Raw genomic sequence first — 22,658 nt, 5'->3', positions numbered from 1 at the left:
GCTTAATACAACTTCCCTTGCCTAAACAGCACAGTGGATAGCTTCATCACCGAATGGATATAACAATTCTGCCTCAGCGGAAACGGGTCTCCAAAAAAAGCTGGAAGAATGGTGTCCATGGTGGTCTTCATCTTTTTGTACAACAGTTCATACACCTCAGACTCGCTATAGAACTGTGTTTCCCTGCCCTGCATCCATTCAAAGTAAGACACGATGACCCCGCCTGCATTGGCAAGTATGTCAGGCACGATGATGACGCCTTTGTCGCTGAGGTATTGGTCTGCCTCGCTTGTGACTGGGGCGTTTGCGCCTTCTACGATGATTCCGGCTTTTATTTTGTCCATATTATCAAGGTGGATCTGGTCCTCGAGTGCTGCAAGTATCAGCACATCAACGTCTAGATAGAGCACCTTGCTGCGGTCCTGGATTTCCGCCTTTACGCCTGCTTCCATGAGCTGTTCGTCCGTCGTAGGCAGGTCGCCCTTATAAAGGGAGCTGAATCGGACGAGGGCAGGTATATCCAAACCATCTGAATTGAAGAGTGTCACGTTTCGGTCGCTCACGGCAACCACCTTGTTCTCCAGGTACTGACATTGATAGGCCTCAAGCGCTGCAACGGAACCTACATTACCAAAGCCCTGTACAGCGATCTTCAACGGACGATTTTCGTATTGAAGTGCCGCTTTGGCGAAGATGTTGTCATTGCTTGCGCCTGATAGAAATTTTCGTTGATCTCTCATGAAATCATGCAGCATGTATCGGAAGGTGAAATAGACACCCTTGCCTGTAGCTTCCCGCCGCCCGAGCGAGCCACCGTTTACGACACTTTTTCCGGTGAAGCTTCCTTTATAGGGCTGACCCGGACGGATGCTTTTGTACTCAGCCATCATCCAGTCCATTTCCCTTTCACCAGATCCAACATCCGGTGCCGGAATATCCTTGTCAGGCCCGATGATGTCGCTGAAATACTGGACATATTTTTTACAGATGAGATGCAGGTCTTTTTCGGTAAAGGAGCGCGGGTCGAGGATGATTCCGCCTTTTCCTCCGCCATAAGGAACGTCGTGGAGTGCATTTTTCAAGGTCATAAGGGAAGCAAGATTGATCACTTCATCCTCGTTGACGCTCTCATGGAAACGGATCCCGCCCTTATATGGCCCGAGTGCATTATTATGCTGGACACGGAAAGCTGGGATTCTGACAACGCTTCCATTTTCCAGCGCGATGCGAAGGAATGATTTATGTACATGGTTGGGGGTGGAAAGGATGGCGCCCAGGGAAGTGAAGGCTGTTTCCCTTGCTTCCTCCTTCAGTTCGGGAAGGAATGCGGAATCCTTGAGCAGCGCATTCAATGAGTCTTGGACTATTTGACGGGTTTGATTGGACATTAACATAATCCCTCCAGTAGCTTTTTCCATAGTATAACATTTTTGGATGCAGTATTTAGTGATTGCTGACCGATATATTAGTCTATTAAAAAGTTACCCTATGTTCGATATGAAGAAACTTATTAAAAAACTCCCACAGGGGTCTGGCCCCTTGGGAGTATTATGAGAATAATTGGTAGTCGTTGCGTCCGTTGTTTTTGACCTGGTAAAGCGCCTGGTCGGCTCTTCGGAAGAGTTGTTTAATGGTCGTGCCGTTTTCTGGGAAAATCGATATTCCGATGGAAGTGGTAGCCTTTATTTGTTTGCCTTCAATCCAATAAGGTTTTTGCAGGAATGTCTGGATCCGCTCGGCCATATTATTCACATGTTCTATGTTTTCAACATGTTTAATCAGGATGACAAATTCATCCCCGCCTAATCGTGCAACAGTATCCTCCGAGCGGACACATTTAGACAATCGTTTTGAGAGCTCTACTAAAACCATGTCTCCAAGGTCGTGGCCATATGTATCATTTATCTGCTTGAAGTTGTCGCAGTCCATAAACAAGAGTGCCAGTTTTCCATTATTTTTTATTGCATCGTCTATAGCTGATTCTAGGGATCGCTCCAGCAGGCGCCGATTTGGAAGGCTGGTGAGACTGTCATGGTATGCCTGATAGGTGAGCATCTCCTGCAGCTGCTTGCGTTCAGAAATGATCCGGCCTGTCAGGACAATCTGATCAAAGTCCCCATTACCTGCAATCGAAGTCGCGTTCACTTCCACCCATATCTCCTCATTTGACTGGTCGAGATATCTAAATTCCATCTGTACAGGATGTTTGGTACCCTGCAGCTTTTGAAGGTTGGCCATCAATAAGGCATGATCCATTTCATGGACACCGTATGTCATGTACTTGCCGATCATTTTTTCATAATCCGTTCCCAGAAGGTTCCGATAGGACGGGGACGCATAAGAAACGGTACCAGACTTATCCACAACCTTGATCAGGTCGGATGAATGCTCTGTTATCAAACGGAATTTTTCTTCACTATCCTTCAAGGCACGCTCCATTTCTTTCTTTTCTGTTATGTCCTGTGCAATGATATAGCTACCTGTCACAGCTCCTTTAATGATGATCGGGACATGTGTCACATAAAAATACAGCATGTTTCCTTTTAAATGGGGAAACTCAATTTCATAACTGGTGACATGCCCATCAAGTGCCTGCTGGATTGGGTCGTTCGGCAATCGGAGTTCCTTGTTCACATACTCCTTGAAGTCCACACCGACAATCAGTTCCTTTTTGTATCCGGTCAAGTCTTCACATGCATCATTAACGTTGGTAATAAGACCTTTTGAGTCAATCATCAATATCGCATTTTTATGATAGGAAAAAAGGGACTTGTAAGCATCTTTGCTTTCAGCAAGCTTTGCCTCCAATTCTCGCAGATGCTGGATGTTGCGATAGATCATGGAGACGGCTGCTACGTTCCCTTCCTTATCGAATATCGGCGAATAGCTGACAGAGGTATGAATGGTTTGCCCATCTTTCGTTAAGCGGATTGTTTCCATAGGCATAACTGAGTGACGGTCTTGAAGCTTCCGGATCGTTTCTTCTGTTTGCGCTTTCAATTTTTCAGATGAGAAAGGGAAGTCCTTCCAGTGTTTGCCGATCATTTCAGACTTGGTCCAACCGAACTGTTTTTCAAAGGCATTATTGATTTTTAATATATTGCTATTTGTATCTACCACCATCATTGCATCCACAGTGTTTGCTACAAGGGAGTTCAAGAAAAGATAATCTTCGGCTTTTTTCTTCAGTTCATTCACATTTTTTGTGATGGCAAGCACGTATATGTGATCCCCATCTTTAATGGGAGTCAAGGTAGTTTCCGAAGCAGGCATGTCCGGTACAAACAGGTTAAGGTCCGAATAACTGACCGACTCCATTTTTTCTACACAGACAGAGTAGTGCTGGTGAAGGAGTTCATAGGTGGAAGCAGGCAATACGTCTTCCAACTTTCTTCCTATCATTTCAACAACAAGCTTTTGCTGTGCAGAGGCGTTCACATACTTATACCAGAAACTATCTTCCTTCCATTCCACCAAAAAAACCATGTCTACCATATGTTCAAAGAAAAACTGGAATTTCTCTTCTATTCTCATAAGTATCCTTCTTTTCTACCAATTATTTTTGCAATGTATTACTTTATTATAAATATTAATTAGAAATATATCTATATTTTGTAAATAGATATATTTCCATTATTTAAAAGAGTTGCAAAAGAGTGTTGGCGCATCCGAAAAGGGACATTTTGCATTCAGGTCAGATAGTGCGGCTACGGGACTGTGATTTAGAGCATGGTAAGGTAGCTTTTGTGCATATCCCAGTGGTTTTTGAGCGTAAATCCAATTTTTTGTGCGAATTCGATTGATTTTTCAACGTAGGGGATTCACGATCTGTAGTATCCGTTTGGAGTTTATTAGCTCAGGAAACCCTTCTTTATTCCCCAAGCACCCCCTGCAAAACTTCCAACATTTTCTCAGCCATGGCCATAAACCCAAGGTCGTTGGGGTGGACACCATCGACGGTGCCCTCGTTGGTATGGTTTCCGAGCATGTCGGTGCCGTCCACAAAGATGATTTTGCGATCTCCATCTGACTGAAGCTGTTGAATTAAGTTTTTCTGGAATACTAAACGTTCCAGCCGGTCGACTTTGAGTTGTGGATTCACTGCTTCACCGGCATATGGGAATTTCGAAACCACCACTATCGGGATAAAAGGATGTTTTTTGCGATAAATACGGATGAAGGCGGGCAACGTTTCCTTGTATTTTTCAGTACTTATGCAATTCGGTTCGTAATCAAGGACGAGGCAGGCGGGATCTTCGATGGTGCTGATCAGTTTGGCGAGGTTAGAGTCGCCTTGCCCGTTACCGGAGAATCCGAGATTGATAAATTCCAAATTTATTTTTCTACTCATTATATTGCTATATGACATCCCGGGCCTTGAGGCGCAGCCGCCCTGGAGGATGGAGGTCCCATATAGGATGATCTTTTTTTGACTGTCATAAGGTGGAGGAGGTGAAATTTGAGCATCTTGGTTTACGCCTACCAACACTTCTTCCACACCTTGGTAAAGAGGGAAGTTCAGTGTGATGGGCAGGGGTGTGGTTTCTGTGCGTTCAAAGAAGGTGAGTTCGTATTCCTGTTGGGTATGGTCATATCTTGTTATGTTAATAAAATGTTTTTTACCAGGATTTCCGATATAGCAGTCGAAGCCGCATTGTCCGGAGGCAGGCATATGGCTCATGTCGGCTTTGGCTGTCAGCTTGACTTTGACTGCGAGGACTTTGGCGTTGGTCTTGAAGCGGATTTGGCCGCCTGATGTATGGTTGGATAATTCATCCACGGCTTGACGGATTTCCCATGCTGGCTGACTAGGTAGTCTGCGATAGCTATTTTCTTTCTCAAACCAGGCAAAGCCGTTTACCTGAAATGGTGTGTCTTTTGGATCATGCCACAGTATGCGGTGGCCGTTCAATTCCCCGTGTCGCATATTCGGATCATGCTTTGTTACTGCTGTATTTTTTTCCATTTTCATTACCACTCCTTTGCTATTATCATGATCTAATCCTTTAGAACTGGTTTCAGAATTTTTAGATTATTAACTTTACAAATGGATGACTATCTCTTATTATGGAGTCATCTTCCATATATGTAAATAAAAAAGGAGAAATCCTCCAAAAACTGTTGCAACTCAGACTTCCTCCATTGCCCCCATTACAGTATGGTATTGACACCCTGCATCAGGAAAACTCACATACCGCGGTTGGACATTCTGTCCCGTCCCACAACAATTTTTTGATAGCGTTTACATTTGGAGGAACGCCTGAATAAGGCTTTTTCATAAAACAACCTTACATAATGACACACGGAGGTGAAGGATGAGAGATTAGCTTAGGACGGTCTGTCTGCTGCTCGAGCCCTTATGAAACTATGAAAAAAGGTAGGTAAAAAAGTATGCTCTGGAAAAAAACGATGAAAGTTTTGACTGCTATGATTCTATTATTTTCACTTATCCCTTCTTTGTCGGCTTCGGCTGACTATTCGGAGGACGATGTGATTGAGGTGGAGGCTGCCCCGGAGGATGTGACAATTGATCCGGTTGGTAAGATGAAGCAAATCAATTTTATTGATGAGAGTTTTGAAGGCAAGGCAGATTTTATCGGGCTGTATACATCGGAGTTTGCCCGTGAAATCTTAGTGAAGCGTTTGTGGGTGGCGGTACAGGTGAATGAACGAAATGAGGTCACCCAAGTTGTGAGTCCGTCTGTGAATGGGGGGGTTCCGGTATGGGAGCCGGAGCAGACGATTGAAATTCCTGAAGGTGGCTATGTGTTGCTGGCTCAGGATGATTCTTGGGCGAACAAGGATTTCCGTAAATTCCTTGCAACCAATTTCACAGAAGGCGACGTGATTAAACTTCGTAAAAACGGAGAAGTGGTCCCTATCACGGAATTTATGACAGGTGATGGGCTGGTACCTGGCATTACACTTGACAATGAACCGCTATACACGGTAACTGAACCGGTGACAGAGCTTTCAGGGAGTATCCGCAATCTGGAAGAAGGCGAAGAATATAGTTTGACCGCGAATGGCCAAGAGGTGGCAATAGCCGCTGACGGGACCTTTTCATACAGCTATTCCTTGAGTGAAAAGACAAATTATATTGACTTGACGATTTCCAAAAATGGGACGGAATATGCGACAGAGTCAGTTATCGTATTTTACAAGGATTATGTGGAAGAGAATAAAGAAGTGTTCCTTTGGGTCGATCAAGCGACCAATGCCCGGAAATTCCAGACCTCCGAGAGCATTTATGACATGCTTGTCCTTGCAAAGGATGCTGGTGTGACGGCAATAGCGCTGGATGTCAAAGGGGTGGAGGGGTTTGCTTCTTACAAAAAGAATGATCTGACAAACAGGCCGTACGTCAGTGAGATGACTGCCCCTTCAAGGGCCGGTTCCAATCCTGACTTAGACCTGTTGGAGGAATTCATTACACATGCCCATAGTTTAGGATTGACGGTACATGCTTCAACCAATGTCTTTGCTGAGGGGTCAATTGCCTATAATGAGTTTGCTGTATTGGATGAGCATCTTGATTGGGAGGAGCAGATATACCGTCCTGAAGACGGAGGAGAAATCAAACGTCTGAGGGAAAGTCAATATGGTCAGAGTGGTGCCCTTGTTGCGTTTGTTAACCCGGCTAACCCGGATGTTGTCGATTACCAGTTGAAGACGTTTGAAGAAGTAATCAAGAACTATGATGTGGATGGCGTCATTCTCGACAGGGGACGCTATGATAATGTGTTTGCTGATTTCAGTGATATCTCCAAATCGCAGTTCGAGGAGTTCCTTGCAGAGCGTGGAAAAGAGCTGACAAATTGGCCAGCGGATGTTTTCACGTATGAGGGCAATACAAGAGTGGACGGTCCGCTGATCGATGAGTGGTTTACGTATCGTGCAAGTGTCATCAAAAATTTCACTTCAAAGCTTCGTGATGTGGTGGATGGCTATAACGCGGAGCGTGAGAAGGATGTCCAGATTTCTTCTTACGTGGGATCCTGGTATGATTCGTACTACTTGAATGGAGTCAACTGGGCAAGCCCGAATTTCGAATATGATGAAAGGCTGAAGTTCCCGAATGACCAAATCTATACAGATGATTATGCGCAATTCGGCTATACGGAGGATCTGGACTTCCTGATGATCGGGACGTACCAGGACACGGCTGCCGAGGTCAAGAAGTATATCACCCTTGGTAACATTCTGATGAACGGGGATCTTCCGGTGTATGCGGGAATGGCACTCGCCAACCATCAGGAGCCTAAGCTGCAGCGAGAAGTGTTCCAGGCTGGATTGCAGAACTCTGCAGGTCTGATGATATTTGATTACTCGCAGGCAAACTTCCCGGTGATCAAGGCATCGATCGATGATGTGGAATATGTGAAAGATTACGAGATTGGTATCAGTGACCCGAGGGATGCATCGACAGCGGTGCGAGGAGATTATTATAACGTAAATCGTAATGAGGATAACATCAATGTCTATGGTGAATCCTTCGGTTACTCCACAGGTACGAACAAGTGGGGAGTGGAGGCTGTCATTGATGCGAACGGAAAAGTTGTAAAGATGGTAAATAAACAACAGGCGATGAATTGGAGCTGGGTGCAGGTGGAGGACAACAATAGTGTCATTCCACAGGGCGGCTTTGTCATCTCGGCTGCAGATGCATCCGGTGTCAGGGAAAGAAGGCAACTGGTTGCCAATGCTTATAGTGTCGGCGATGATGTTCGTGCTGCAATACTTACTGGCTACCTGGATTATGAAAATAAAACATTCAAAAAGGATGAGATTAGTTTCAGTGGACAGGTGCAGGTTGTCGGTACAGGGGAAGCGTCCGTTAAGATCAATGGCGAGACAGTTGCGGTTGAAAGCAATGGCACCTTCACCACTACATTGCCGCTTGAGCTTGGGGTGAACGAAGTGGAGTTGGTGGTCCTTGTTGATGGCATGGTCACACATGAAAAACTCGTGACGATGACTAGGGAGGACCTGGATGTGCACGAGACAATCGCTGAAGCGAAGGAACTAGTTTCAGAATATGTGACAAATAAGGGAATCCGCACGGCACTTATTGCCCAACTTACCAATGCAGAGCGTCATTATGACAAAATGGAAGAGCATAAAATTCAGGGAAGAGAAGAAGAAGCCTTGAAAGAAGAGGAGCTTTACCTGAATGCCGTGGATAAAGTTATGAAAAAAATCGACAATCATTCCACAAAGCATATCAGTGAGGAACATGCCCAAGAGATAATTGCGGTCTTGGCAGATCTGCTATAACGGGTGGAAGAGTAAGCATCTCGCTCTTGGAGGGCGGGGTGCTTGCTTTTTATTTTTTCTTTCCTGCCAGTAGGTTCTATTCCCTCAGGACTTAGAACCGCTGTCCTGTAAAAGGTCTTGAAGTTAGTTGGTAAATTTTCAGAATAAATAAAATAAACACTTTACAATCTTTGGGCTTCTCGTTATTATGGAGGTATATTCCAAAATATTAATAACAAATTGGAGGATAACTCCACCGGAAAGTAAATCTATTCAATATAAACAACATGAAAATTTCAGTGGGAGGGCGTTAACCTTGTCCAATAATCATTACATGGACGGCTTTTATAAGTTTTGCCTGATGTTTGCAAGACTTGCCTACCTTAATCTGCTTTGGATTTTGTTCATCCTAGCGGGTCTTGGCGTCTTTGGACTCTTCCCTTCAACAGTGGCGATGTTCACCGTGGTGAGGCAATGGGTGAAGGGAAATACCGATGCACCGGTTTTCAGGATCTTCATCGGCACCTTCAAAAAGGAGTTCATCAAAGCAAATCTGTTGGGTGTGACATACTTGGCAGCAGGTGTGATCCTGTATATCGATATTCTATACTTTTCATCCCCATCCAATCTCGGGTTACTCATTCTTTATTACTTCTTTTGGGTTTTGACCGGTATCTATCTGCTTCTTGGTGTTTTTCTCTTCCCTGTTTATGTCCATTACCAGGCTCGATGGTGGCATTATTTCAAAAGCACGCTTCTTATTATGCTCATGAATCCCCTTGTAGTAGCAGCCTTTCTGTTGATTCTTGGTTGTGGTGGAGTGATCTTGCGCGCACTACCGGGACTTATCCCGTTATTTTCAGGCAGTTTCATGGCCTATGCCCTCATGTTAGTCAGCTATAAAGCTTTCAACAAAGTGGAAGCGCTTACGATTGAACCTTCTTCAACCCAGCTTCAGCCGGTGGATTAGACATGCAGGAAAGTAGCATAGAACCCTTACCTTAATACAGGATGTGAAAAAATGGAGAAACAAGACTTATTGGACAAAATGAAAGGGCAGTTGATCGTCTCCTGCCAGGCTCTGCCGGACGAACCGCTGCATGGACCGGACATTATGGCCAGGATGGCGGTTGCGGCAAAAATGGGAGGAGCGGCAGCCATCCGGGCAAACGGAGTGGAAGATATTATCGCGATAAAGATTGCTACGAGCCTCCCCGTAATAGGGCTGATCAAACAGGATTATGAAAATTCCGCGGTCTATATAACGCCTACCAAAAAAGAACTGGATGCGTTGATGAATGCCCAGGTTGACATTATCGCACTGGACGCTACAAAACAGCCTCGACCTAATGGAGAGGGTCTCGAGGAGCTGGTTCGATACATACGGGAACGGAGCTCCATTCTGATTATGGGGGATGTATCAAATTTTGAAGAGGGGATTGCAGCCGGATGGGCTGGTGTTGATATGATCTCAACCACCCTATCAAGCTACACCCCATACACAAAGGACCGGCTGATACCAGATCTTCCGCTTATCGAGGAGCTGGCAAAAGCTAGCAAGGTCCCTGTCATTGCTGAAGGTAACATAAAGACGCCGGAAGAAGCGGCGGAGGCATTGAGGATTGGGGCACATGCGGTGGTCGTGGGCACTGCCATTACACGGCCTCAGATTATTACAAAACAATTTTATGATGCATTACGACAAACTGCGGAGCAAATTAAAATAAAAAAACAAATCAAATAGCTGTCTCTATCCACTAAATGGTGAGACAAGGGGGAAAGTGGATGTTAAGGCATTTGGAGGAAGCAAAAAGACAATTGGAATCCTATTTACCTTCCCAGACGAAGCAACACGATCACGATGCATTCTGGGAACGGACTTTAATAGAGACCAGGAGCCGGCCGCTGAATGAGCAATTGGAACTGATGGACTATCCGATCAAGCAGGTAAAGGCATATGAAGTAAGCTACCATGGTTTTGATGATACGCCGATACAAGGCTACTATATCATTCCAACCCAATTTGAGGGGAAGCTGCCATGCCTGATTTTCTTTCACGGGTATGCAGGGCATAAAAATTCTGTTTCCCATTATATGAAATGGCTGATCCAGGGGTATGCGGTATTTGCAGTGGATTGCAGGGGACAGGGCAGAACAGGTGACTATTCGAGATATACTTCCGATGAGATGGGAACATGGGTGACAAAAGGGATCCTTGATAAGGAGGAATACTACTATCGCAAAGTGTTTATGGATGGAGTCCGGGCCATTGATTTTGTCTGCTCAAGGACGGAAATCGACCAGGAACGCATAGCAGTGATGGGAGCGAGCATGGGGGGAGGCATTACCCTTGCAGTGGCAGCGCTGGACGATAGACCTAAGCTTGCGGTCGCCGATGTTCCGAATTTGTGTGATATCCCGCTTGCCATGAAGCAGAAGTTCGAAGGTTCACTTACAGTGGTGGACCAGTTCCTTCACCGCCATCCCGAATACATTGAGCAGGTCTATACAACACTCACCTATTTCGATAATCTGAACAATTGCGAGCGGATCAAATGCCGCACGAGGATGACGGTGGGACTGAAGGATCTTATCTGTCCGCCGATGCCGATCTATGGTGTCTACAACAGGATGCATTGTCCAAAGTCGATCGAGGTATTTCCTTTTTCCGGGCATGATATGGGAATCATAGACCATATGGATAAAACGCTTGCATATGTGAACGAGTTTTTATGAGTATCTTGGACTGAACGCATAGTGTAGTCATGAATGAAAGCCAGACCAACATAGAAGGTGGATGTTTTTAATGAGTAGAGTAAATTACCCAATGAACCCAGATGTAATGATTACGAGCATTTTTCAATCCTTGACGAAATCCGAGCAAAAAGTGGCCGAGGTAGTAAGAAGCAGACTGAAGGAAGCGGTCTATTGGTCTGTCTCCGATCTTGCAGAGCATGCCGAAGTCGGTGAGACGACGGTTATCCGTTTTTGCAGGAAGCTCGGCTATCGCGGCTATCAGGACTTCAAGCTGGCGGTTGCCCAGAACGGAACGGAATCGGCCAGGCAAGAATACGGAGAAGTCCAGGATAGTGACAGTGTGTATGTCCTCGCCCAGAAAGTTACTGCGGAGAATAACGCGAATTTGCAAAATACCCTGAGCCTTGTCCATCCTGAATCGGTGGAGGAAGCGACCAGCGAGATCCTCACTTCCAATAAAATCTACCTTTTTGGAGTGGGGGCATCCGGGGTGATGGCCCAGCAGGCGCAATATAGATTTATGCGTCTTGGGTTCAACGCTGAGTGTGCATCTGATTCCCATGTTATTGCGATGAACTGCTCCCTTGTCAAAAAGGGAGATGTGGTAATTGGAATCTCCACATCCGGGAGTACGAAAGATCTGGTGGATGCAATCGCCATAGCCAAAAGGAATGGAGCATATATCATCTGCATCACAAACCATATGAAGTCGCCTATCACCAAATATGGGAATGTGGCGTTATTGACCTCAGGTGTGGAAGATCCGCTTCATGGTGGGGCATTTTCCTCCTTGATATCCCAGATGCATGTCCTCGATATACTGACACGTTATATTGAACGTCAGCAGAAGGAACGCTCATTGGCGGCCCTGCAAAAAACGGCAAAGGCAGTATCGGACAAATTATACTAGGAGGCCTTTATGTTTAAAAAGGAACTTTCAGCAGATATTGTAATCATCGGTGGAAGTACAGGCGGCTGTGCAGCAGCGCTTGCTGCGGCAAAATCTGGCTGTCGCGTGATCATGACAGAGGAGACTAAATGGATCGGGGGACAGCTCACCAATCAGGCAGTCCCGCCGGATGAACACCGCTGGATCGAGCAGTTCGGCTGTACACGGAGTTATCGGACATACCGGAACAAGGTGCGAAACTATTATCTAACACATTTTCCACTTAAGGAAAAGGCAAGAATTGTACCCCAATTTAATCCGGGAAGCGCAATTGTCAGCAGAATATCCCACGAACCGAGAGTATCTCTTGCTGTACTTCACGAAATGTTGGCTCCCTATATACATAGCGGCAAAGTCCTCATTTTAACCGAAACAAAAGCGGTCCGGGTAGAAACAGAGGGCGATGAAGTCAAAATGGTGGAAGCGGAGAACATCAATACGAAGCAGAGATATGTTCTGTGTGCGCCATATTTTCTTGATGCAACAGACTGTGGTGACTTGCTGCCACTGGCAGGGGTGGAATATGTGACTGGTGCCGAATCCCAAAAAGAAACAGGTGAGCCCCATGCAAAGGTTGGAGAGGCTGACCCAATGGAAATGCAGGCCATCACCCACTGCTTTGCACTCGATTATATCGAAGGGGAAGATTACACCATCGAGAAGCCGAAGGACTATGATTTTTGGAAAAACTATCAGGCGGACTTTTGGCCTAATAGGCAGTTGGACTGGACTGCAGTCAGCCCAATCACCCTGGAGCCTATCACCTATGGATTTTTTAAGGAAAAAGGGAAGTTTTCCTTATGGGAGTATCGCAGATTAATAGATAAATCTCAGTTTCAGGATGGCCTCTATGATGGGGATATTTCCTTGATTAACTGGCCGCAGAATGACTACTGGCTTGGCCCGGTGATAGATGTAAGTGAAGAGGAGCGCCAGTCTCATCTGGAGGGAGCGAGGCAATTGAGTCTCTCGCTGCTCTACTGGATGCAGAAGGAGGCTCCAAGGCCTGATGGCAAGGCAGGATACCCTGGTCTTCGCCTGAGGGGTGATGTGGTCGGAACGGATGACGGTCTTGCCATGTATCCATATATCCGTGAATCCAGAAGAATCAAGGCGGAATTTACCGTATTGGAACAGCATATCAGCACTGATGTCAGAGGAGAGACGGGGGCGGAGGTTTTTCATGACTCGGTTGGAATCGGCTGCTACCGGATCGACCTTCATCCTAGCACGGGGATGACAAACTTTGTGGATATTTCGAGCATGCCGTTTCAGATTCCGCTTGGAAGCCTGATACCTGTCCGGGTCAATAATCTGCTTCCTGCCTCCAAAAACCTTGGTGTGACACATATTACAAACGGTTGTTATCGTTTGCATCCTGTGGAATGGAACATCGGGGAGGCAAGCGGCTATCTTGCGGCCTACTGCATCAAACACGGTTATACCCCGCGTCGGGTGCGAAATGATGAACGTCTGCTAGAGGACTTCCAACAGCACCTGGTCTCGGAAGGCATAGAGCTTTCCTGGCCTGTTACGCATTCGGTATAGGCGGCTGCTGTTAAGTGGTGAGAAGGGAGGGTTCTATCCATGTTAAAAGATACACCCATAGAAACGAATCAACATGCACATATTGATATGAAGATAAAATCGAAAGTCAAAAGGAAAAATGTACTGGTTAAATATTGGGACCTATATCTGCTTTTGGTCCCCGGTGTCTTATTTTTTATCATATTTAAATACGTACCGATGTGGGGGATTGTCATCGCCTTTCAGGATTACAGTGTATTCGCTGGAATCCAGGGAAGTGAATGGGTCGGTTTCAAGCATTTTGAACGGATGTTCCAGGCGGAGGAATTTTACAGGATTTTCAATAATACCCTTTTGATCAGTCTGTATAAGCTATTCTGGGGTTTCCCGGCACCGATCATTGTGGCGCTTATGCTGAATGAGCTTCGAAATTTGATGTACAAAAGGACCATCCAGACCATCATCTATATGCCGCATTTCCTGTCATGGGTCATTGTCGGAGGAATCATGATGAACCTTCTTGGGCCATCCACAGGTGTGGTAAACAGCTTCATTCAGTTTCTCGGCTTTGAGCCGATCTATTTTATCGCGAATGACAGTTGGTTCAGAACAGTTCTTGTAACGAGTGACCTTTGGAAAAGTGTCGGCTGGGGAACTATCCTTTATCTCGCAGCGCTGGCAGGGATCAATCCACAGCTTTACGAGGCTGCGACAGTGGATGGTGCAAACAAATGGCAGCAGACTTGGCATATTACGCTTCCAAGTCTCCTTCCGACTATCGTCATCCTTTTCATTTTACAGATGGGGAATATTCTGGAGGTCGGCTTCGAGCAGGTATTCATCCTGTTGAACCCACTCGTATACAACGTGGGCGATGTTTTTGAGACCTATGTATACCGTGTCGGGGTTACACAGGGGCAGTTCAGTTATACGACGGCAGTCGGTCTCTTCAAATCCGTGGTAGCGCTGATCCTGGTTGTCGCTGCCAACAAGATTGCAAAAAAATTAGGACAAAACGGCTTATGGTAAGGGGGTCCTGTGAATGGCAGTGATGCAAACAAAAGGAGAAAAGGCCTTTTCGGTCTTCAATTATATATTTCTCGGAGGCTTTGCGCTTCTATGCTTGTTCCCGTTCCTCCATGTAATAGCGCAGTCCTTGAGTAGCCAACGGGCCATCGTGTCAGGAGAGGTGATTTTCCTTCCGATTGAGACAACCTTCCTGGCCTATAAGGAGGTATTGATGGATCAGCACTTTCTGCGGGCGTTCGGTGTCAGTGTGGCACGGACCGTGGTAGGAACGTTCATCAACGTTTTCCTGACTTGTCTGATGGCCTATCCGCTGTCCAAAACCTATATTAAGGGACGCGGGATCATCCTGTTCATGGTCGTCTTTACAATGCTCTTCAGCGGCGGAATGATTCCTACTTATCTCGTAGTAAGGGAGACTGGGCTTTTGAACACCTTCTGGGCCTATATCATCCCGACGGCAATCAGTGCATTCAACCTGATCATCGTCAAAAACTTTTTCCAAAGTGTGCCGGCGGAGCTTGAGGAATCGGCAAAAATGGACGGTGCCTCCAATATCGGTATCCTGTTCAAAATTGTCATTCCATTGTCCATGCCAGTTATCGCAACCATAGGACTGTTCCATGCGGTTTTTCACTGGAATTCTTTCTTCGATGCAGTGCTTTACGTCAACGATCGAAGCCTTTATCCGCTGCAGGTATATTTACGGGAGTTGATTCAATTCGATCAATCGGAAATCAACCTGCGTGATAACTTCGAGCAGCAGCTCCTGGCCAATGAGTCCTTGAAGGCTGCAGCACTTATATCTAGTACACTGCCTATCCTGATCGTGTATCCATTCCTTCAAAAGTATTTTGTAAAAGGGGTCATGCTCGGTTCGGTAAAAGGCTGATTTTATGAAGCATTTTTGTGATAGATCACTTGGGGGGTGGATGGATGATGCCGAAATAGCTTAGAGAAAATAAGATTTTTGCTTCATTTCATTATGGTGTTATCTCAATTAAATTTCCAAAGGGGGAAATGATTCATGAAGGGGTTTAAAACTACGAAAAAATGGCTGCTTGCCGGCTCGGTGGCAGCGATGGTATTCTCCGGTGCCTGTTCCAAAGACACAAGCAGTGATGATGGAAATGTAGAAGGTTCCGAGATTGAAATTGTCGTCAATAACTATGGACGTACGTTCCCAAGTGGGATGGATGAAAACAAAAACCCGTACCTCGAATTCATTGAAGATAAGACAGGCATTGATGTAACGGTTCAGGTCCCGCCTGCAGAAGGTTATATGGAACGCTTGAACGTCTTGATGGCAAGCAATGACCTGCCTGATATGATCTACAGCCCTGATGCGACTTGGTTTGTAAACTATGTGAACCAAAAGGCACTGACCCCGCTATCCGACATTGTCGACAAGCATGGTAAGAACTTGAAAAAACATATTCCGGAAGAAGCATGGGCAGCGGTGACGGTGGATGGGGAAGTTTATGCGATTCCTCATATCCTTCAAGAAAAAGGCTCTGAAATCGTATATGTACGCCAGGATTGGCTGGATGAGCTTGGACTTGAAAAGCCGGAAACTTTAGATGAGTATGTAAACGTTTTAAAAGAATTCAAGGATAAAAAGGACAATGTAGGATTAGTGATGACGGACTCCCTTGGCCGTATCTCGCCATTCCTTGGAGCGCATGGCATTCAGCGTAACCAGTGGGTGGAAAGGGATGGTAAGCTTGTCTATTCCAGCACCACTCCTGAAATGAAGGAAGCATTGGCATTCCTTTCAGGTTTATATAAAGAAGGCTTATTGGATCAGGAATTCCCATCCAATAGCTTGCAAGTACTTGGTGAAAAAGTGGCGAACGACCGTGCTGGATTATTTACAGCTGCTTGGTGGGACACTCGTGGCCCGATTTTAACAAACCAACAGAACAATCCCGATGCCAAATGGGAAGCGCTGGAGTATCCTGTAGGTCCTAACGGTGACTCCGGTACAGCTGGAAGTGCCCTGGTACGTGGCTACAATGCAGTACCTGTCACAAGCGATAACGCAGTAGCGGTTGTGAAGTACCTGGATTTCATCGTATCAGAAGGCTTCCGTGATATTTTCCTAGGTTTTGAAGATGATGTTTGGAGCATGAAAGATGGCGTAGCAACGACAGATTTCGAAAAGCATAATGAACACCTGTATCGTCAAATGTATACAACGGTAGAGCCATTAGATCCGGAAACTACAAAAATCCGTCTCGATTCTCTTGGACCTGAGTTTAAGTTATATGATAACGTGACTAAAATTGCCGAGCATGCGATGGTATCCGAGTACAATGGACCTCCTACACGCGCTAGCGGTCAATATGGCGGACAACTGAAATCTATGGAGGACGAAGTGTTTGCAAACATCATCGCAGGGAACCAACCAATTGACTCCTTCGATGACTTCGTGGACAGATGGTACAAAGAAGGCGGTCAGGAATGGACAGATGAAGTGAATGAATGGTATAAGGAGCAATAAAGGGGCCTGACCCCGCTGCAAAAAAGGGATAAAGTGTGGAGGGGGAGAGGTTATCCTAATGGGAGCCTGTCCCCCACTTCTTTACAGTACGAAAGTGAAGGGGACGATTCACCGTGAATAATATGTTTCGTCATGCGAAGGTCCTGTGGATTGACTTTTTGGCCAACGCACCAATTTTAATTAATGCACAAAAGCGAGAAGAATACATAACAAATGCTAAGAAGGCAGGGTTTACGCATATTGTGGTCGATGCGAAGATTCCGTACGGATATGTGACAGGCAAAAGCGAATATGCTCCACATGTGGGGGAATGGGAACGCTTCAAGGACTGGAAGGGTATGGACTATGTGGCCATTATGCTGGAGGTCATCAGGCGTCATGACCTGATGGCGATTCTTAAGCTGGATGTTTTCGGTGAAGGGAAGGTGGGGGAATTCCTCTCCCGTAATGTTAAGCCGGATTGGTTGGTGACCTACCAGCAGAACGGGTTGGAAAACACATCGATTTCCTCCCGATACACGGAACATGCCATCTTCGTGAACCCTGAAAACCGCGAAGTGCGAGATTACGAGCTTGCGATTTTAAGAGAATCCATGAAGAACTATGAAGTGGATGCCGTTGTTCTGGATCGTTGCAGATATCCTAAAGGGGGGCCTGCCCCCCATTGCGTTAATTGGATAAAGGAGCGTGCTCAGACCATCAAGGATTTTGTAATGGAAGCGAAAGCGGTAGTGAAGGCGGGACACTCAAAGGGCCAGCCGGGATTTGGGGTTTATGTAGGTTCCTGGTATCCGGAGTTTTATCTGGAGGGTGTCAACTGGGCCAGCCGGGAGTTTGAAGCGGGTTATGAGTGGATGGTGTCCGGCTATGCCGAAACAGGATATGCGGAGGAATTGGATTTTCTGATGACAGGGTGCTACTACCCGGATGTGACTATAGAAAAAGCGGTTCATCGCGGGCTGGCTGAATGGAAAAGTGTAGAGGGAGCGATTCGTCTCAGCAAGGAGGTAACAACAGGAAAGGTGCCGATTCTGCCCTCCCTTTTCCTGAAGGACTATGAGAATGAGGAAACGGATTTTCTGTCTGCCCTCAAGATGTGCAGGAGAAATGGCAATGGAATGATGCTGTTTGATGCCATCTATTTGGAAACTTACAACTGGTGGAATATTTTAATAGAGGAAACGGGGGAGAAGCATGAAGAAAGTCATTTACCTTCCATTGGACGAGAGACCTTGCAACCTTAGGTATCCTAAAGCATTGGCCGATATGACAAATATGCAAATGGTCGTGCCGCGCCGGGAGCTGTTGGGGGATATGAAGACTCCAGCAGATGTGCTGCTTTTACATGAGTGGCTGAAGGAAGAGGCAAAAAGTGCGGAGTACCTGATTGTGTCGATCGATATGCTGATATATGGGGGCATTGTTCCATCAAGACTCCATCAGCTTACTCTCGAGGATTGCCTGGAGAGAGTATCATTGTTGAAGGAATTGAAGGGGCAAAATCCGAATCTGAAAATCTATGCGTACAATCTGATCATGCGTGTTCCTGCCTATAGCAGCAGTGAAGAGGAGCCGGAATATTATGAGCAGGTGGGAGACAGGATCTACCGCTTGGGCTGGTTGACGGACAAGAAGGAGCAGGGGCTGGCGGACGCGCAGGAGCTCGAGGAGTTCAATGTCATTACGGAAGAGCTTTCCGATGAGATAAAAAAAGACTATTTCTCAAGAAGGCAGAAGAACTTTTCTGTGACAGTACAGGTCCTGCAGATGGTGGACGGTGGAGTGGTGGACTATTTGATCATACCGCTCGATGATAATTCTGAATACGGCTTTACAGCCAGGGAGCAGCGACAGTTGATGCTTGAAGTCGACAGACGGAATCTGCTTGATCAGGTGGCGATCTATCCAGGAGCGGACGAGATAGCCTGCACCCTGTTTTCCAGAGTATTCTGTGAGGAGCATCAATATACTCCTGAAATTGCATTGCGATATTCTTCCACCAATGGACCCAATATCATTCCTCGCTATGAGGATCGCAGTCTCTCGGAGAGTATCAAATCCCATATAACTTCTGCTGGTGGGGTGATTGTGTCGGATGAGATTCAAAACGATGTATTGTTGATGGTGCATGCTCCTGCTGTGGGGCAGAAGTTTATGGCAGAATCGAGTCATCCGCTCGAGACGAGACACCGTTCCTATTTTTCAGAGGTAAACATTCGCGAGTTTGCACAGGCAATGAAGCACTTTATCGGAAAAGGTAGAAATGTCGCCTTGGCGGATGTAGCGATCTGCAATGGGGGGGATCACTCTCTTCTCCAACTGATTGAAAAGCAGGGGTCTCTATATGAATTGTCGGCATACGCAGGTTGGAATACAAACGGGAATACCATGGGAACAGTAGTGGCACATGCCATCATTTCTTCTTACTATAAAAAGGAAGGCAAAACAGGGGAGTGCCCGGAGCATGAACGGGAAAGCCGAAACTTTTTCTATTCCAGACTTGTGGAGGACTGGGGCTATCAGTCGGTAGTAAGAAAGCATGTATCCTATCAAATCCTTCCTAAGCTTGATTTGACACCAAGGTATCTGAAGGACCAAGTCCCCGAGATTACTAAATTGATTGAAGAGCGTCTAAAAGAATTTGTCCAAACGCATTTGACGAATATACCAGATGGGCGAATGAAGCTTGAAGACATCCATCTTCCGTGGAGGAGGATGTTTGAAGTCGGATTTACTGTTTGTTTGGAGGAAAGCAAGGTCAGGCACTGAGAAAAGTTGAAGGGCGGAGGGATTGTATGGATATAAAAGGCTGGTCACTAAAGGAAAAGATCGGTCAGATGTTTATTATTGCATTCGGTGGGGAAGAGATGACACCGGAGCTTAAACGTGCCATTGTCGAGCTTAACGTGGGTGGGGTCATACTTTTTCAGCGCAATCTAAAAAATATTGATAAAGTGGTAAAGTTGAATAGGGATATCCAAATGCTTGCAAAAGCAAAAGGCCGTCCACCACTATGGATCAGTATCGATCAGGAAGGGGGCGGCATTTCTTATCTTTGGGAAGGAATGGTGCTTTCACCTGGGAATATGCTGATAGGTGCGTCAGAAAATGAAGGGAATGCCTATGATGCAGCGTATATCATGGGAGTACAACTGAAAAAACTCGGATTTAATATGAACTTTGCACCCGATATAGACATCAATAATAATCCAAGAAACCCTGTCATCGGGGCACGCTCCTTTGGAGAGAATCCACAGAAGGTGAGCCGTCTTGGTGAAAAAACGATACAGGGTTATTGTTCAGCGGGGATACTTGCAGTAGGAAAGCATTATCCCGGCCATGGAGATACGGAGCTTGATTCCCATCTCAGCCTGCCAAAGGTGGAAAAGAACCTCGACGAGCTCGAGCAGTTTGAACTGCTCCCTTTTATAGAAAACATCAAATCCGGGATGGAGGCTGTCATGACGGCCCATATTCTTTTTCCAAAACTCGATGATGAGTATCCGGCAACGTTAAGCTCTTACTTTTTGAAAAAGCTTCTGCGAGACAGATACGATTTCGATGGCCTGATTCTGACAGACTCCATGGAGATGCATGCAATCTCGAAATTCTATGGCAGGGAAGAAGGTACGGTGAAGGCTGTACAGGCCGGTGCAGATATTATTCTCGCTTGTGGCAAGGATGTCGTCACCCAGGAATTGATGATCGATGCGGTGGAGCAAGCGGTCAGAAAAGGTGTACTTAAGGAAGAGACCATTCAACTCGCAGTGGATAGAGTAATGCGTTTTAAAGAAAAATGGATTGGTGATGGCGGGGTGGAGGACATTGACCTTCATTCTCTTACGCAAAAATCCTATGAGGACAACATGTTACGCATTGCTAAGGAAGGTATCACACTGCAATTTGATAATTCCGGCGTACTTCCATTAACGATGGAGGAAAAGGTAAAAGTAATTAGTCAACGCACTTATAATGATGAGAATTATGTAGGAGACAGAAAATCCATTGTTCATAAAATATTTCATGAGAATCGATATGATGTTACCTTCCTGGAAGGTTCCTGCCCTAGCGATACAGAGGTGGAAAGGCTTCCTGAAACAGTGGAAAAGGACCAATATGTACTTTTGCTGGTGAATGAGCGTAGAGCACTTCCGCATTCCTGGGTGGACCTTTATGAAAAATTATCGGCGAAAAGTGGCAAGGTCATTGTCGTATCACTCTGGAACCCGCAAATCGTTGAACACTTTCCTGAATCAATGAGCACCTATATTACGACCTATAGCTACACGCATCAAGTAATGGAGGCATTGAAGGGTCTATTGGAGGGGCACCATCCTTTTAAGGGGAAATCACCTGTCCGGTTGCTTGAGCGGAAAGCAACATCCTGCGGGCAAGTTCCTTCCAAGGGAGGAACAGAGCTTGAGGAAATTTAGTATCGGCGTTGATATCGGGGGAACCAAGATTGCTGCAGGTGTGGTTAGCACATATGGGGAGGTCCTATTAAAAAAGACGGTTGCCACTCCTAAATTTAGCAGAGTGGCCATATTGGACCTCTTGCAGAAGCTGATTGAAGATTTGACCGACTGGGCTGCCAAAGAAGGGATAACCCTTGACAAGATAGGTATCGGCACTGCCGGGCAGGTGGATTCCCACCAAGGAATTATCTTGTCCGGGACAGCAAATATTAAGGACTGGGGCAATATCCATTTGAAAGAGGTACTGTCCGCCTATACTGAACTTCCTGTCCAAGTGGATAACGATGTGAATGTACTTACACTGGCAGAGAAAATGTTTGGAGCGGCAAAAGGGTATCGGGAGATAGTATGTCTTGCTCTTGGAACTGGTGTCGGTGGGGGTGTGATCACAAACGGTTCACTTGTACGGGGAACCTGGGGTGGCGCCGCAGAACTTGGACATATCACCCTGGATATGAACGGAGAGATGTGTAACTGCGGATTGAAAGGCTGTCTTGAAACCTATGCATCTGGTACTTGGATTGCTAAAAGAATGCAAATGCTTCTAGAGAAAGAAGAGGGTAAACCCATGGAACCGGTGTCGAGCAGGGAGGTTTTCCGTCTGTTTCACGAAGGAAACGATCTGGCTGTGCAAGTTATTTCAACCATGATAAAAGGGCTATCCTACGGAATCGTAAATCTCATCCATACCTTCAACCCCGAAGTCATCGTACTGGGCGGCGGGGTCATGTCCGATAATCAATGGATCATTTACCTAGTGGAAAGAGAGATAAGAAGCATCGGCCTGCAATCGCTTGTAAGCGGTGTGAAACTGAAAATTTCCTCATTGGATGCCGATAGCGGGATAGTAGGAGCAGCGATGCTATAGTTAGTAAAGAAGAGGCAGGTTTCTCACCGTATATTATTAAAGGTGGGTATCTGTCTCTTGCTTTTTGAGTATGGTATACACCGATTATCTGCTTCTTCATATTTCTTTATCATTTCGAATTGCACAGCAACTCCCCCACAAAACCTAGTATAATTTCCCTATTTTTCATTTATCTACACAGTTTCCGCCAGTAGTTATGCTATATTATTTAAAGACAAATAGTGTAAAAAACAGGTTTGTTTCATGAAAGTGTATGGGTATAAATTAGGAGTAAAATGCAATTTATGACATTTCGCC

General features: G+C 45.8%; 16 protein-coding genes. 13 read left to right on the top strand and 3 right to left on the bottom strand.

Annotation, left to right across the window (positions count from 1 at the left end; all coding sequences use genetic code 11):
• Positions 1–2: 2 nt before the first annotated feature.
• The 3 genes from JOC95_RS01525 to JOC95_RS01515 all read right to left on the bottom strand — a co-directional run bounded on the left by JOC95_RS01525 (position 3) and on the right by JOC95_RS01515 (position 4,972).
• A complete protein-coding gene (locus JOC95_RS01525) occupies positions 3–1,388 on the bottom strand; it encodes a Glu/Leu/Phe/Val family dehydrogenase (RefSeq protein WP_204412750.1) in 1,386 nt (461 codons plus the stop codon).
• A gap of 160 nt (positions 1,389–1,548) precedes the next feature.
• Complete coding sequence (locus JOC95_RS01520; RefSeq protein WP_204412749.1) at positions 1,549–3,534, bottom strand: PAS domain S-box protein; 1,986 nt, start codon at positions 3,532–3,534, stop codon at positions 1,549–1,551.
• Between the two features lie 337 nt (positions 3,535–3,871).
• Positions 3,872–4,972, bottom strand: a complete 1,101-nt coding sequence (locus tag JOC95_RS01515; protein ID WP_204412748.1) for an SGNH/GDSL hydrolase family protein — start codon at positions 4,970–4,972, stop codon at positions 3,872–3,874.
• 419 nt (positions 4,973–5,391) lie between these two features.
• Here JOC95_RS01515 and JOC95_RS01510 point away from each other — a divergent pair, with 419 nt between their 5' ends.
• The 13 genes from JOC95_RS01510 to JOC95_RS01450 all read left to right on the top strand — a co-directional run bounded on the left by JOC95_RS01510 (position 5,392) and on the right by JOC95_RS01450 (position 22,361).
• Complete coding sequence (locus JOC95_RS01510; protein WP_204412747.1) at positions 5,392–8,277, top strand: family 10 glycosylhydrolase; 2,886 nt, start codon at positions 5,392–5,394, stop codon at positions 8,275–8,277.
• Between the two features lie 295 nt (positions 8,278–8,572).
• Positions 8,573–9,226: a YesL family protein gene (locus JOC95_RS01505; RefSeq protein ID WP_204412746.1), complete on the top strand. Its 654-nt coding sequence runs from the start codon at positions 8,573–8,575 to the stop codon at positions 9,224–9,226.
• 51 nt (positions 9,227–9,277) lie between these two features.
• Complete coding sequence (locus tag JOC95_RS01500; RefSeq protein ID WP_204412744.1) at positions 9,278–10,000, top strand: N-acetylmannosamine-6-phosphate 2-epimerase; 723 nt, start codon at positions 9,278–9,280, stop codon at positions 9,998–10,000.
• A gap of 41 nt (positions 10,001–10,041) precedes the next feature.
• Entirely contained in the window at positions 10,042–10,992 is a 951-nt protein-coding gene (locus JOC95_RS01495) for an acetylxylan esterase (RefSeq protein ID WP_204412742.1), read from the top strand.
• Positions 10,993–11,062: 70 nt separating this feature from the next.
• The gene (locus JOC95_RS01490; RefSeq protein ID WP_204412740.1) at positions 11,063–11,923 is read left to right on the top strand and encodes a MurR/RpiR family transcriptional regulator; all 861 of its coding nucleotides are present in this window, start codon (positions 11,063–11,065) and stop codon (positions 11,921–11,923) included.
• Between the two features lie 9 nt (positions 11,924–11,932).
• Positions 11,933–13,510: an FAD-dependent oxidoreductase gene (locus tag JOC95_RS01485; protein WP_204412738.1), complete on the top strand. Its 1,578-nt coding sequence runs from the start codon at positions 11,933–11,935 to the stop codon at positions 13,508–13,510.
• Between the two features lie 87 nt (positions 13,511–13,597).
• Positions 13,598–14,518 carry an ABC transporter permease gene (locus JOC95_RS01480; protein WP_204413409.1) on the top strand — a complete coding sequence of 307 codons (921 nt, stop codon included), beginning with the start codon at positions 13,598–13,600 and terminating at the stop codon, positions 14,516–14,518.
• A gap of 13 nt (positions 14,519–14,531) precedes the next feature.
• The gene (locus JOC95_RS01475) at positions 14,532–15,407 is read left to right on the top strand and encodes a carbohydrate ABC transporter permease (RefSeq protein WP_239582650.1); all 876 of its coding nucleotides are present in this window, start codon (positions 14,532–14,534) and stop codon (positions 15,405–15,407) included.
• A 135-nt stretch (positions 15,408–15,542) separates the two neighbouring features.
• Positions 15,543–17,018, top strand: coding sequence for an extracellular solute-binding protein (locus tag JOC95_RS01470; RefSeq protein ID WP_204412737.1), 1,476 nt, complete (start codon positions 15,543–15,545; stop codon positions 17,016–17,018).
• 122 nt (positions 17,019–17,140) lie between these two features.
• On the top strand, positions 17,141–18,262 hold the full coding sequence (locus JOC95_RS01465; protein WP_239582681.1) for an alpha amylase family protein: 1,122 nt from the start codon (positions 17,141–17,143) through the stop codon (positions 18,260–18,262).
• On the top strand, positions 18,213–19,787 hold the full coding sequence (locus JOC95_RS01460; protein ID WP_204412735.1) for a DUF4127 family protein: 1,575 nt from the start codon (positions 18,213–18,215) through the stop codon (positions 19,785–19,787). The genes JOC95_RS01465 and JOC95_RS01460 overlap by 50 nt, the downstream gene beginning before the upstream one ends.
• A gap of 26 nt (positions 19,788–19,813) precedes the next feature.
• Positions 19,814–21,451: a beta-N-acetylhexosaminidase gene (gene nagZ / locus JOC95_RS01455; protein WP_204412734.1), complete on the top strand. Its 1,638-nt coding sequence runs from the start codon at positions 19,814–19,816 to the stop codon at positions 21,449–21,451.
• Entirely contained in the window at positions 21,438–22,361 is a 924-nt protein-coding gene (locus JOC95_RS01450; RefSeq protein ID WP_204412733.1) for an ROK family protein, read from the top strand. Before nagZ ends, JOC95_RS01450 begins: the two co-directional genes overlap by 14 nt.
• Positions 22,362–22,658 lie beyond the last annotated feature (297 nt).

It is taken from the genome of Sutcliffiella tianshenii, from assembly GCF_016908565.1.
Classification (GTDB): domain Bacteria; phylum Bacillota; class Bacilli; order Bacillales; family Bacillaceae_I; genus Sutcliffiella_A; species Sutcliffiella_A tianshenii.
This window is presented reverse-complemented; position numbering and strand designations above follow the sequence as displayed.